Origin of the sequence: Histidinibacterium aquaticum, assembly GCF_008710275.1 — a bacterium.
Classification (GTDB): domain Bacteria; phylum Pseudomonadota; class Alphaproteobacteria; order Rhodobacterales; family Rhodobacteraceae; genus Oceanicola; species Oceanicola aquaticus.
This window is the reverse complement of sequence record NZ_VYQE01000006.1, coordinates 84,122-96,833: the sequence shown is the minus strand read 5'-3', so window position 1 is coordinate 96,833 and position 12,712 is coordinate 84,122. Positions and strand designations below refer to the sequence as shown.

Genomic DNA, 12,712 nt, shown 5'->3' with positions numbered 1-12,712 from the left:
GCATGACCGATCAGGACATCAGAACGGTGCTCGCCCGCATGGCGCGTGCGGGGGAAGGGGGCGGTCCCGTCGGGGCCGTCACTCCGGCGCGCGCGCTGCGCCTGGCGGTGGCCCGCGCCGTGGAGTCGGTCGCGGGGGTCGAGGTCTCGGTCGGCGCGGTGAGCGAGGAGGTGCTGGATCTCGACAGCCTCGTTGCCGACCGGACGGGGGCGGAGCTGATCCTCTGCCTTGACGGTCCGGCGGGGCTGGACGGCATTGCCGCCATCGACGGCGAGTTGCGCGCGGCGCTGGTGGAGGCGCAGACGATGGGCCGGCTCTCGGCCTCCCCGGCTCCGGAAAGGCCCGTTTCGGTCGCGGACGCGGCGCTGGCGCGGCCGGTCATCGATGCGATCCTCGGCGAGCTGCTGGTGGCAGCCGCACCGACCGCGCTGGCGGGCTGGACGGAGGGCCTGCGCGCCGGTGCGCGGATGGAGAGCCCGCGCGCCGTCGGTCTGCGGCTGGCCGAAGGGAGCTACCGCACAGTGCGCCTGACCGTGGACCTCGGCGTGGCGGAGCGCGAGGGGCACCTGACGCTCGCGCTTCCTCCGGAGCGCGGTGAGCCCAACGAGGAGGACGAGGGCGGATGGTCCGACCGCATGGAAGAGGCGGTGCTGGGCGCCCCGGCGGCTCTGACGGCGGTTCTGCACCGGATGCCGATCTCCTACGAGCGGCTCGCCGCGCTCCGACAAGGGGCGCTGCTTCCGCTGGAGGGCGTGACGGTCTCCTCGGTCCGGCTGGAGGGGCCTGGCGGGCGCCTGGCGGCGCGCGGACGGCTGGGCCGTGTGAGCGGGCTGAAGGCCGTGCGGGTGGAGACTCCCCCGCCGCCGGAACTGGAAGACGCGGAGCCGGGGCTCTCCCTTCCGGGTGCAATGGAGACCGGGGACGTTGAGGCGGCTTGGGAGCCGCCGGGTGACCCACCGGGTGAGGAAGAGTTGCCTGCGATGTCGCTGGACGGCGACGCCGACCCCGGGGGCGACTTCGAGCCGGGAGAGATGAGCGTCGGGGATTTCTCGTTCGACGAGGACGCCGGGGATGCGGCGGAGTGAGTGCCGGGGAGCGGCCCGTGGGTCGCTCCCCGGAGGATTGTCGATCAGGCCGGGGCGACGGCCTCGAGCTGCGGCCTGAGGCCGGAGAGGTCGTATCCCTGCTGCGCCGCGGTGCCGATGGCCTCGTCGGGCGAGACGGCCCCCTCGCGGACCTGCCCCAGCGCCCAGAGCACCGTGCAGCGGTTGCCGGAGGCGCAATAGGCGAAGACAGGGCCCTCGGCGGCTTCGAGCGCCTCCATCTGGCGGTCCACCAGTTCCATGCCGAACGCGGCATGGGAGAAGGGGTTCTCGACGAAGGTCAGACCCGCCGCCTCGGCCGCCGCGCGCAGGTCGGCGGCCTGCTGGCCGGGGGGCACCTCGGCGTCGGGCCGGTTGCATATGACTGTGGTGTAGCCCGCAGCCTTGATCCCGGCGATGTCGTCGGGGCTGATCTGCGGGCTGACCGCGTATGTCTCGGTAATGGGCTTCACGTCCCTGTCCTTCTTCCCGGTGTTGCGCGGCAGGTTAGGCCGGGAGCGGAAGGGCGTCCAGCCGCCGCCGCGCCGACGGAGCGAGACGCATGCCCAGAAGCAGCGCGCCCGCGAAGACGAGTCCCTCGGTCCCGCCGAAGCTTAGAGAGGCCACGGCCGGGCCCGGGCAGAGACCGGTCAGACCCCAGCCCATGCCGAAGAGCGTGGAGCCCAGCACCAGCTGGCGGCCCAGGCGCGGCTCGGGCGGAGGCGGGAAGGCCTTCGCGAAGGCGGGCCGTCGGCCCCGGGTCAGTTGCCAGGCGACCGCCATGGGAAGGATCGCGCCGCCCATGACGAAGGCCAGCGTGGGATCCCAGTCGCCGAAGATGTCGAGCCAGCCCTGCACCTTGCGGGTGTCGGTCATGCCCGAGATCAGGAGACCGGCGCCGAAGATGCCGCCGGCGAGCAATGCAACGAGCCTGCGCATCAGATCACTCCCAGGAGGTGGCGGAAGAGGACCACGGTGAGCCCGCCCGCGCCGATGTAGAAGACCGTGGCGACGATGCCCCGGAGAGAGAGTCGCGAGATGCCGCAGACGCCGTGGCCGCTGGTGCAGCCATTGGCGATCCGCGTCCCGAGCCCCACGAGGAGGCCGCCCGCCGCGAGGACGGCGAGGTTCGAGGTAGCGTGGGTGTCCGCGCCGCCTGCGAGGAACGCCAGCACGGCCGGCACGCCGAGAAGGCCCGCGAGGAAGAACCAGCGTTCGGTCGCGTCATCGCCGCGGGCCGAGCCGTCGACGAGCCCGCCGACGATGCCGGAGGCGCCCATGATGCGGCCGTTCAGCAAAAGGTAGGTCGCAGCGGCGAGGCCGATCAGCCCTCCGCCAGCAAACCCCCAGAGCCAGGGGGTGATCGTCTCGGTCATGTCGTGGTCTGCCCTTTTTTCTGGGTTTTCCCGGCCGTCAGGGGGCCGGACTGGAAAACATGTTCGATGGCGCATATATTCGAGCCCAGAAACATTTCAAGATTAAAATGTATCGGCGCTGCGAGGAAACGGGCCCCTATGGACGACATCATCATTTCCGACGAGGTCATGGCGCGGAACGCGGACGAGGCGGCGACGCTCCTGCGGGCCCTGTCCAATCCGGCCCGTCTGCGCCTCCTCTGCGCGCTCGTGCCGCGTGAGCGGAGCGTGGGCGAGCTCGAGGATGTGCTCGGCGCCAGCCAGTCCTACGTCTCGGGCCAGCTGGCGCGGCTGCGCAGCGAGGGGCTCGTCACCACCGAGCGCGAGGGGCGGGTCATCCGGTATCGCCTCTCGGACCCCAGGGTCACACCGGTGCTGGAGCGTCTCTACGAGGTCTTCTGCGCCGAGGACGCCGTCGGCTGAGGCACAGAAATGAGGCCTGGGGGCCTCGTCCCCCGAAATTTCGGGCCTGACTGCCTGCCGCAGGGACATGCTGCCCTTGCGCGACGCCTCCCGGCCGGTCCTAATGTGCGCAACTCCGCCGGGGGGCTCGGAGGACCGGGATGAATGACACCGTGAAGTACCGCGTCCGCGAGAGGGTGGCGATCGTCACCCTTGCGGCGCCGCCGACCAATCCGCTGACGCCCGAGATGCGTCGCCGGCTGTGGGAGGTGTTCGGCCAGCTCACCGCCGACGAGCGCGTCCACGCCGCGATCATTGTCGCCGAAGGCGAGGGGTTCTCGGCCGGACCCGACATCCGCGAGGGGGGCGACGGGCCGGGTGCCCCGACGCTGGGCGAGCTCTGCCGCAGGATCGAGGACTGTCCGAAACCGGTCGTCGCGGCGATCCACGGCCATGCCCTGGGCGGCGGTGCGGCACTCGCGCTGGCCGCGCACTACCGTCTGGCAGAGCCCGATGCCCGCATCGGGTTTCCCGAGGTCCACCTCGGCCTCGTCGCCGGAGGGGGCGTCACGCAGCGCCTGCCGCGGCTCGTGGGGGCCGAGGCGGCGATCTCCATGCTGCTGTCGGGGCGGCCGCTGACGGCGGAGGCAGCGCGGAGCGCGGGCCTGATCGACGGTGTCGTGGTCGGGCACCTGCCAACGGGCACCCATACGTTCGCGGGCTCGCTGATCGAGGGCGGCAAGCCGCCCCGGCCGGTGCGCGCGCGGCGCGATGCCATGTCCGACGGCATCGCCTATTCCGACGCCGTGGCCGAGGCGCGGGCGGCACTGGGGTCGCCGCCCACGCGCGCCCCGGGCCTCATCGTCGACTGCATCGAGGCCGCGCAGCTCTTGCCCTTCGACGCCGGTCTCGCCTTCGAGCAGGCGGCGCGGGAGGAAAGCCGGGCCGATCCTCACGCCGCGGCGCTCGCGCATATGTTCCGGGCGGAACGTCGGATCTCGGCGCGCCTGCTTACCAGCATCGAGGGCCGGCGCACGATTGCCGAGCCCGAGGGGGCCGAGATCGTGGGCCGCCTGCGCCACGTCATGGGGCAGGCGGTTTCGACGCTGACCCAGGCGGGAACGCCTACGGCGCAGATCGACCGGGCGATGGTCGACTACGGTTTCGCCGCCACGGCCTTCGGCGGGGGCGAGGGCGGCGCAGGCCCGGAGGGGGCGCAGATCATGCGGAAGATCCTGGCGGTTCTCATGGCCGAAGGCGCGCGCCTCGTTGAGACCGGACGCGTCGACCGGGCCGCCGACGTGGATGTCCTCGCGGTCTACGGGCTCGAATTCCCGCGCCACAAGGGCGGGCCGATGCACGGCGCGCAGGCCATGGGCCTGCTCAAGCTCAAGCGCGAGATGACCGGCTGGGCGGCGGAGTCCTCGCTCTGGGAGGTGCCGCGGCTGCTTGAAGAGGCGGTCAAATACGCGGGCGGCTTCGACGAGGCCCGGCTCACGGAACGCGCCCTGGCCTGACCCGGAACGAGAAACGCCCCGCGGCGGGCGCGGGGCGTCTGGTTCATTTGCGATGTCGCGAGGGCTGCTCAGCCTGCGCTGGCGGATTCCTTGCGGTCCTCGGCGTAGATCATGAGCGGCGAGGCATCGGGGCCGACGGCCTCTTCGTTGACGACCACCTCGTCCACATCGTCCAGGCCCGGCAGGTCGAACATCGTGTCGAGCAGGATGTCTTCCATGATCGAGCGGAGGCCGCGTGCGCCGGTCTTGCGCGCGATGGCCCGCTGGGCGATCGCCTTGAGCGCGTCGTCGGTGAAGGTCAGCGTCGTATCCTCGAGCTCGAACAGGCGCTGGTACTGCTTGACCAGGGCGTTCTTCGGCTGGGTCAGGATGGTGACCAGAGCGTCCTCGTCGAGGTCCTCGAGCGTGGCGATGACGGGAAGACGGCCGACGAACTCGGGGATCAGGCCGAACTTCAGCAGGTCCTCGGGCTCGAGGTCCGAGAAGACCTCGCCCACGCCGCGCTCGTCGACGTCACGGACGTCGGCGCCGAAGCCCATTGCGGAGCCCTTGCCGCGCTGGCTGATGATCTTGTCTAGGCCCGCGAAGGCGCCGCCGCAGATGAAGAGGATGTTGGTCGTGTCGACCTGCAGGAACTCCTGCTGCGGATGCTTGCGCCCGCCCTGCGGCGGCACGGAGGCGACGGTGCCCTCCATGATCTTGAGCAGGGCCTGCTGCACACCCTCGCCGGAAACGTCGCGGGTGATGGACGGGTTGTCCGACTTGCGGGTGATCTTGTCGACCTCGTCGATGTAGACGATGCCGCGCTGCGCCCGCTCGACGTTGTACTCGCTGGCCTGAAGAAGCTTCAGGATGATGTTCTCGACGTCCTCGCCGACATAGCCCGCCTCGGTCAGAGTCGTGGCGTCGGCCATGGTGAAGGGCACGTCGAGTATCCGGGCCAGCGTCTGCGCGAGCAGCGTCTTGCCGCAGCCGGTGGGGCCGATCAGCAGGATGTTCGACTTCGCGAGCTCGATGTCCGTCTTGCCGGCGTGGTTGAGGCGCTTGTAGTGGTTGTGGACCGCCACGGCGAGCACGCGCTTGGCATGCATCTGGCCGATGACGTAGTCGTCCAGCACCTCGGAAATCTCCTTGGGCGTGGGCACGCCGTCGGAGGACTTGAGCCCGGAAGATTTCGTCTCTTCCCGGATGATGTCCATGCAGAGCTCGACGCATTCGTCGCAGATGAACACCGTCGGGCCCGCGATGAGCTTGCGGACCTCGTGCTGGCTCTTGCCGCAGAAGCTGCAGTAGAGGGTGTTCTTTCCGTCGCTGCCTGACGCGTTCGCCATCTCGTGTATCCCTTGGCGTTTGTCGGTCGTCGACCCCGTCTCGACACCCTAGGGCGGCGCGACAGGGAGGACAACGCGAAATTGGGCGTCGTGAAGACGCCGCCGGGTCACGCTTCGGTGTCGCCCGGCTTGATGCGGCTTTCGACGATCTCGTCGATCAGGCCCCAGTCCTTGGCCTCTTCGGGGGACATGAAGTTGTCCCGCTCGAGCGCCTGTTCGACCTTCTTGAGGGTCTGACCGGTGTGCTTGACGTAGATCTCGTTGAGGCGCCGCTTGAGCTTCAGCGTCTCCTCGGCGTGGATCATGATGTCCGTCGCCTGGCCCTGGTAGCCGCCCGAGGGCTGGTGGACCATGATCCGGCTGTTGGGCAGGGAGAAGCGCAGGTCCTTGGCGCCGGCGGTCAGCAGGAGCGAACCCATGGAGGCCGCCTGGCCGATCACCAGCGTGGAAACCGGCGGCTTCACGTACTGCATGGTGTCGTAGATCGAGAGGCCCGATGTCACCACGCCGCCGGGGCTGTTGATGTACATCGAGATTTCCTTCTTCGGGTTCTCGGCCTCGAGGTGGAGCAGCTGCGCCACCACGAGCGAGGCCATCCCGTCGTGGACGGGGCCGTTCACGAAGATGATGCGCTCTTTCAGGAGGCGCGAGAAGATGTCGTAGGCCCGTTCGCCGCGGCTCGTCTGTTCGACGACCATCGGGACGAGGTTCATGTAGGTCTCAAGGGGGTCGTGCATCGGGCCTGCCTCTTTTGGAGTGGTCACGTCTTATCGGAATACGCCTTGCAGGAGTCTTAGTGGTGCGTCCGGGCGGGTTCAAGGAGACCCCAGCGCGGAAGAGGGTCAGCTGCCGTGCTGCAGGATCGGCCAGAGCGACAGCAGGAGGAGCCCCGCCATCACCACGTTGAAGGCGCGCAGGCGCGAAGGGCGGTCGAGGACGCGGCGCATCTGGGTGCCGAGCGCCGTCCAGAGACCGGTGGAGGGCAGGGAGACCGCGCCGAAGACCAGCACCGCCACCGCCACCGAGGCGGGGGTCCGGTCGGGCAGGTAGGCCGCCGTCGCCGAGAGCGCCATGGCCCAGGCCTTGGGGTTGACCCACTGGAAGGCGGCGGCCTGCAGGAAGGTCAGCGGCCGGCCGGTTTCCCGGTCCTCGATCCGCGGGGCGGCGGTGGCGATCTTGAAGGCGAGCCAGACCAGGAAGGCGATCGCTGCCGCCTTGAGGACCTGGTCGAGGATCGGAAAGCGCTCCAGCACCACGCCGAGGCCCAGGCCGGAGAGGCCGACGAGGACCATCATGCCGACGATGATCCCCCCGATATGGGGCAGCGTCCGGCGCAGACCGAAGTTCGCGCCCGATGCCATCAACATGACGTTGTTCGGCCCCGGCGTGATCGAGCCGGAGAGGGCGAAGCCCGTCAGGGCGAGGAGCAGGGCAGGGGTCATCGGGCGGGTCTCGCGGGGAAAGCGCCCGCGCATCTCGCTCCGCCGAGAGGGCGAGCGCAAGTCATAGGAGCTATACAGGGGGCGCGGGCCGCGCCGGGCGGATCACTCCGCCGCGACGGCGCGGTTGGCGGGGGCCTCGGCATTGGCGTCGATGAAGTCGAGCACCAAAGGCCGGATGTTGTTGCGCCAGGAGCGGCCGGCGAAGATGCCGTAGTGACCGGCCCCGGGCTCGACGTGCCAGGCCTTCTTGCTCTCGGGCAGGCCGGTGAGCAGATCGAGCGCGGCGGCGCACTGGCCGGGGGCGGAGATGTCATCTTCCTCGCCCTCGACGGTCTTCACCGCGACGGTCGTGATCTTGTCGAAATTCACCCGCCGGCCGGCGACCTCGAAGACGTTCCGGATGATCTCGCGGCCCTTGAAGATGCGCTCGACCGTCGAGAGGTAGAACTCGGCCGGCATGTCCATGACGGCGAGGTACTCGTCGTAGAAGACGTTGTGCCGGTCGTGGTCGCTGCCCTCTCCCTTGGCCACCGCGAAGATCTGGTTGGTGAAGGCCTGGGTGTGGGTCGAGGCGTTCATGGAGATGAACGAGGCGAGCTGCAGCAGGCCCGGGTAGACCATCCGGCCGACGCCCGCGTACTTGAAGCCGACCCGCTGGATCATCGTCTCCTCGAGCTGGCCCATGGTGACGGAGTGCCCGAAGTCGGTGACGTCGGTGGCATTGGCGTCGGGATCGATGGGACCGCCGATGAGCGTGAGCGAGCGCGGCTGCGCCTCGGGCTCTTCCTCGGCGAGATAGGCGGTCGCGGCCAGCACCAGCGGCGCGGGCTGGCAGACGGCGACGACGTGCAGGTCGTCGCCCAGGTGGCGCATGAACTCGACCACGTGGAGCGTATAGTCCTCGACGTCGAACTTGCCGGCGCTGACGGGAATGTCGCGGGCGTTCTTCCAGTCGGTGATGAAGACCTCGGCGTCGGGCAGCAGGCTGACCACGGTCTTGCGCAGGAGCGTGGCATAGTGCCCCGACATGGGCGCGACGAGCAGGATGCGCCGCGCCTTGGGCTCGCGCCCGGCGACGGAGAAGTGCAGCAGGTCGCCAAAAGGCTTGGAGACGAGCGTCTCGACGCTGACGACGTGATCCCGGCCGTCGGGACCCGCGAAGGAGGGGATGCCCCAGTCGGGCTTGGCGATCATCCGGGCGAAGGACCGTTCCGTCACCTCGCCCCATGCGCGCAGCAGGCCCATGGCCGGATTCATCGCGACGGCGGGGTAGCTGCCGATGGCCTGCGCGGTGGCGCCGAGCCACTGGTTCGTGTTCCTCGCCGCCTCCATGAGGTCGTAGGTCAACATGTATTTCATGGGCGGACACCTCTTGCCGGGGTTGGCGCGTCCCCCTGCGCACACGTATGGTCACAACAACCGCGCACCGCTGATCCAGCGGATGCTGCAGGTGCAAAGTAGGGGGGAGACAGAGGGATGACAACTGAAAGTTCCGAAGACGTCACGGCTCTGACCCGGCTGGAGCGCAACATCGCCCGCATCGAGGAGCTGAGCCAGCGGCTGGTGAACACCTTCTCGGGCAAGCGCAGCGTACCGCCCTCCCTGCAGGCCCCGAGCCAGGACCTCTACATGAAGGCGGCCGCCGCCTACATGACTGAAATGATGACGAATCCCGCCAAGATCATCGAGCACCAGGTGGGCTACTGGGGCAAGACGCTGAAACACTACGCCGAGGCCCAGCAGGCGCTCGCCTCGGGCCAGCTGAAGGCACCGGAGGACGCGGGGCCGAGCGACCGACGGTTCTCGGACGAGCTCTGGGAAAGTCATCCCTTCTACAACTTCATCAAGCAGCAATACCTGCTGAACTCGGAGGCCGTCGACACGGCAGTCCAGAACATCGAGGGGCTGGAGCCGCGCGACAAACGGCGGCTGGAATATTTCTCGCGCCAGATCGTCGACATGTTCAGCCCGGCCAATTTCCTCGGCACCAACCCCGAGGCGCTGGCGCGGGCGGTGGAGACGGACGGCGAGAGCCTCGTGAAGGGCCTCGAGAACCTCGTCGCGGATCTTGAGCGCAACGACGGCGAGCTGGTCGTGACGCTTGCCGACCGCGATGCCTTCAAGGTGGGCGAGAACCTCGCCACGACGCCGGGGGAGGTCGTCTACCGCAATCACCTTTTCGAGCTGATCCAGTATGCGCCCACGACCGAGGAGGTGATGGAGATCCCGCTCGTGATCTACCCGCCGTGGATCAACAAGTTCTACATCCTCGACCTCAAGGAGAAGAACAGCCTCATCAAGTGGCTTGTGGACCAGGGCTATACCGTCTTCGTCGTCTCATGGGTGAACCCGGACGCGGGCTACCGCGACATCTCGATGACCGACTACGTCGAGGACGGCTTCCTCGCGGCGATGCGCGAGGTGAAGGCGATCTGCGGGACGAAGAAGATCAACGCGGTGGGCTACTGCATCGCGGGAACGACGCTGTCTTTGACGCTGGGCGTGATGAAGAAGCGCGGCGACACGAGCGTGAACTCGGCGACCTTCTTTACCACGCTGACCGATTTCTCGGACCAGGGGGAGGTCGGCGTCTTCCTCGACGACGATTTCGTCGACGGCATCGAGAAGGAGGTCGAGGAAGAGGGCTACCTCGACAGCTTCTACATGAGCCGGACCTTCAGCTTCCTGAGGTCGAACGACCTGATCTACCGGCCGGCGGTGAAGACCTACATGATGGGCGAGGCGCCCCCGGCCTTCGACCTGCTCTACTGGAACGGCGACGGCACCAACCTGCCGGCGACCATGGCGGTCGAGTACCTGCGCGGGCTCTGCCAGCAGGACAGGTTCGCGACCACCGGCTTCGAGGTGGCGGGCGAGACGGTGCAGATCGGCGACGTGACCGTCCCGATCTGCGCGGTGGCCTGCGAATCCGACCACATCGCGGCCTGGAAGAGCTCCTACCGCGGGGTCGGCAGGATGGGCTCGAAGGACAAGACCTTCATCCTGAGCGAGAGCGGCCATATCGCCGGGATCATCAACCCGCCCTCCAAGAAGAAGTACGGCCACTACATCCACGACGACCTGAGCCTGCCGCCCGAGGAGTGGCGCGAAGTGGCCGAGCGGCATGACGGATCCTGGTGGCCGCGGTGGGACGACTGGCTGCGGCCGAGGTCCGGCAAGACGGTCCCGGCGCGCGAGCCGGGCGATGCCGAACACGAGCCGATCGCCCCGGCGCCGGGCACCTACGTGATCGCCAAACCGGCCGCCTGAGGCCAGGCGCCTGACCGCGAGGTCCTGATTTTGCAGGGTTAACAGGCCTTTGGCTTCCCCGGCGACAATTTTTGCTGCAATGCAGAAAAAACCTTGAAATGCTGCGACGCAGCATGCATATTCCTGTGCAGACGCAGCACTGCCAAATCAGAAGGGATTTGACCAATGGCCACTGCCAAGACGCAAGACCTCACCACGATGATGAAGGACATGATGGGTGCCTTCCCCGTGGACACGAAGGCCATGGAAGAGGCCTTCAAGACCCAGACCACGCTGGCCGAGAAGCTCTCCGCGGTCTCCCTCGACGCCGCCAAGCAGTCCACCGACCTCTCCGCGAAGTGGATGCAGGATACGCTCGGCAAGATGACCGACATGACCAAGGCCAAGTCGGAGCCCGCCGACTACGCCAAGGCGATGACCGACTTCGCCTCGATGCAGGCCGAAGCCGCCGCCGAGCACATGGCCGCCTATGCCGAGATCGCCAAGAAGGTCCAGACCGAGACCATGGAACTCATGCTGGCCGCCGGCAAGGACATGACCGAAGACATGACCGCCGCCGCCAAGAAGGCGACCGAGGACATGACCTCGGCCACCAAGAAGGCCGCGACCGCTAAGTAAATCGAACGGTTTCCGGATCGACGCGCCCTCCTCCCTGGCGCGAGACCCGGAGCGAGGGGCGGGACCGAAAGGTTCCGCCCCTTTCGCTTTTCTGCTTTCCCACGCGTGACATGGGTGTTGTCAGCCTATTGGCGGCGGACTACGCTTCTTCTGCACCGCCGCGTCTTCGGGAGGGACCAGGTTGGCCGAAAGCACCGACAAGCCGCTTCTCATCAAGCGCTACGCGAGCCGCCGTCTCTACAATACCGAGACCTCGGACTACGTGACGCTGGAAGATATCGCGGGGTTCATCCGCGACGGCCGGGATGTGCAGATCGTCGACCTCAAATCCGGCGACGACCTCACCCGGCAGTACCTTCTCCAGATCATTGCCGAACACGAAAGCCGGGGCGAGAACATGCTGCCGGTCGCCGTGCTGAACGACCTCGTGCGCAGCTACACCACGCAGTCGATGTCCGTGGTGCCGCAGTTCCTCGCCTCCAGCTTCGAGATGCTGCGCGAGGGCCAGTCGAAGATGATGGAGAACATGGGCGCCATGAACCCGATGGCGCGAATGCCCGGCTTCGACGCCATGCGCGCGCAGCAGGAGGCCTTCATGAAGGCCATGACGGGCGGCATGGTCGGGAGCTCTGGCCCCATGCCAGAGGGTTCTCCCGCCGCCTCCGGCGAAAAGGAGGAGGACCTCGACGACATCAAGAAGGAACTGGCCGAGCTGCAGAAAAAGCTCGCCAAGATGTCGAAGTAGGCCGAGCCGGGCAGGCGTCCCGGTGGCCTTCCACGGAGTCTGATGCGCCTGCTTGGGCGAACCTCGTTCGCCCGAGGCACTCCTAGGTCCAAGGCCGTGGCAGGCCTGCATTAACTTTCCCCTTGGTCGCGTTGCACAGTGCGCAACCCGGGCATCCCGAAGCGGATCTACTCATCCGGCGCGATACGTCCCATCTCTCGGTCAACAGTAGAGATACGAACGTTCCGAACGGAGATGAACATGACCGCTACGACCAACACCACGCTCGCCAATGCGCCCGCCGGCACCGGCCTCTGGGCGCGCGTCCGCGCCGCCTACACCGACTGGTCCGCCCGCCGGGCGATCTACGCGCAGACCTACCGTGAGCTGAGCCAGTGCTCGGACCGCGACCTCGCGGACCTCGGCTTCAGCCGCTACGACATTCCCTACATCGCCGAACGCGCCGCTCGGGGCATCTGAGCCGCACCGGCCAAAGACTCCCGGGTTCCCCTCCCTGGCCCGGGACTAGGAAAGGCGTCAGTCGCGACAGCAGGTCGACTGGCGCCTTTCTTGTTTCAGGCGGGGCGATTGCCGCTCCGGCTGCCGCGAGGTCCGGTGCCGAGCAGCGCCCGGAGGGTCACCGCCGCGACGGCCGCGGCCGGCGCGTTGACCAGCACGGTCTGGAGCAAGGGGAGCGGCGCGGCCTCGTAGAGCGCCAGCGCCACGCCGAACATCACCGGGATCGGCATGCCCACGCCGTAGAGCAGCAGGGACGCGATGCCGGCGGCCGGGCCGAACTGGCTGGTGATGGCGAAGAAGCCGATGCTCATGGGGGCGAGCGAGGAGAGGCCGATCAGGGCCCCGGTTCTGGTCTCTGGCAGAAAGATCATCTGGTTGTCCGTCTCGTCGGG

15 protein-coding genes are annotated in these 12,712 nt (G+C 67.9%); 7 read left to right on the top strand and 8 right to left on the bottom strand.

Annotated elements, in window-relative coordinates:
- Positions 1–2 precede the first annotated feature (2 nt).
- Entirely contained in the window at positions 3–1,085 is a 1,083-nt protein-coding gene (locus tag F3S47_RS17105) for a FliM/FliN family flagellar motor switch protein (RefSeq protein ID WP_150446529.1), read from the top strand.
- 44 nt (positions 1,086–1,129) lie between these two features.
- Here F3S47_RS17105 and F3S47_RS17100 read toward each other — a convergent pair whose 3' ends face one another.
- From F3S47_RS17100 to F3S47_RS17090, 3 genes are read right to left on the bottom strand one after another with little or no spacing between them, the layout of a single operon-like run.
- Complete coding sequence (locus tag F3S47_RS17100) at positions 1,130–1,555, bottom strand: protein tyrosine phosphatase family protein (RefSeq protein ID WP_263406005.1); 426 nt, start codon at positions 1,553–1,555, stop codon at positions 1,130–1,132.
- Between the two features lie 34 nt (positions 1,556–1,589).
- The gene (locus F3S47_RS17095) at positions 1,590–2,021 is read right to left on the bottom strand and encodes a DUF6691 family protein (protein WP_150446527.1); all 432 of its coding nucleotides are present in this window, start codon (positions 2,019–2,021) and stop codon (positions 1,590–1,592) included.
- Positions 2,021–2,458, bottom strand: a complete 438-nt coding sequence (locus F3S47_RS17090) for a YeeE/YedE family protein (protein ID WP_150446526.1) — start codon at positions 2,456–2,458, stop codon at positions 2,021–2,023. The genes F3S47_RS17095 and F3S47_RS17090 overlap by 1 nt, the downstream gene beginning before the upstream one ends.
- Before the next feature lie 138 nt (positions 2,459–2,596).
- Between F3S47_RS17090 and F3S47_RS17085 the strand changes: the two genes are divergently transcribed.
- Both F3S47_RS17085 and F3S47_RS17080 read left to right on the top strand, forming a co-directional pair.
- Positions 2,597–2,920 (top strand): ArsR/SmtB family transcription factor, encoded by a 324-nt coding sequence (locus F3S47_RS17085; RefSeq protein ID WP_223877866.1) that lies wholly within the window; start codon positions 2,597–2,599, stop codon positions 2,918–2,920.
- Between the two features lie 140 nt (positions 2,921–3,060).
- Positions 3,061–4,416, top strand: a complete 1,356-nt coding sequence (locus F3S47_RS17080; RefSeq protein ID WP_150446525.1) for an enoyl-CoA hydratase/isomerase family protein — start codon at positions 3,061–3,063, stop codon at positions 4,414–4,416.
- A gap of 68 nt (positions 4,417–4,484) precedes the next feature.
- Here F3S47_RS17080 and clpX read toward each other — a convergent pair whose 3' ends face one another.
- The 4 genes from clpX to phaZ form a co-directional block, all read right to left on the bottom strand.
- Positions 4,485–5,747, bottom strand: coding sequence for an ATP-dependent Clp protease ATP-binding subunit ClpX (gene clpX, locus F3S47_RS17075; protein WP_150446524.1), 1,263 nt, complete (start codon positions 5,745–5,747; stop codon positions 4,485–4,487).
- Positions 5,748–5,854: 107 nt separating this feature from the next.
- Entirely contained in the window at positions 5,855–6,484 is a 630-nt protein-coding gene (locus tag F3S47_RS17070; RefSeq protein ID WP_150446523.1) for an ATP-dependent Clp protease proteolytic subunit, read from the bottom strand.
- A 105-nt stretch (positions 6,485–6,589) separates the two neighbouring features.
- Positions 6,590–7,189: a LysE family translocator gene (locus F3S47_RS17065; protein WP_150446522.1), complete on the bottom strand. Its 600-nt coding sequence runs from the start codon at positions 7,187–7,189 to the stop codon at positions 6,590–6,592.
- 102 nt (positions 7,190–7,291) lie between these two features.
- Positions 7,292–8,548 (bottom strand): polyhydroxyalkanoate depolymerase, encoded by a 1,257-nt coding sequence (gene phaZ, locus F3S47_RS17060; RefSeq protein WP_150446521.1) that lies wholly within the window; start codon positions 8,546–8,548, stop codon positions 7,292–7,294.
- Positions 8,549–8,665: 117 nt separating this feature from the next.
- Here phaZ and F3S47_RS17055 point away from each other — a divergent pair, with 117 nt between their 5' ends.
- The 4 genes from F3S47_RS17055 to F3S47_RS17040 all read left to right on the top strand — a co-directional run bounded on the left by F3S47_RS17055 (position 8,666) and on the right by F3S47_RS17040 (position 12,281).
- Positions 8,666–10,459, top strand: coding sequence for a PHA/PHB synthase family protein (locus F3S47_RS17055; protein WP_150446520.1), 1,794 nt, complete (start codon positions 8,666–8,668; stop codon positions 10,457–10,459).
- A gap of 165 nt (positions 10,460–10,624) precedes the next feature.
- Positions 10,625–11,077, top strand: coding sequence for a phasin family protein (locus F3S47_RS17050; RefSeq protein WP_150446519.1), 453 nt, complete (start codon positions 10,625–10,627; stop codon positions 11,075–11,077).
- A gap of 181 nt (positions 11,078–11,258) precedes the next feature.
- Positions 11,259–11,822 (top strand): polyhydroxyalkanoate synthesis repressor PhaR, encoded by a 564-nt coding sequence (gene phaR / locus F3S47_RS17045; protein ID WP_150446518.1) that lies wholly within the window; start codon positions 11,259–11,261, stop codon positions 11,820–11,822.
- Positions 11,823–12,062: 240 nt separating this feature from the next.
- Positions 12,063–12,281, top strand: coding sequence for a DUF1127 domain-containing protein (locus tag F3S47_RS17040; RefSeq protein ID WP_150446517.1), 219 nt, complete (start codon positions 12,063–12,065; stop codon positions 12,279–12,281).
- A 95-nt stretch (positions 12,282–12,376) separates the two neighbouring features.
- Here the strand turns inward: F3S47_RS17040 and F3S47_RS17035 are convergent, their stop codons facing one another.
- Positions 12,377–12,691: a hypothetical protein gene (locus F3S47_RS17035; protein ID WP_150446516.1), complete on the bottom strand. Its 315-nt coding sequence runs from the start codon at positions 12,689–12,691 to the stop codon at positions 12,377–12,379.
- Positions 12,692–12,712 lie beyond the last annotated feature (21 nt).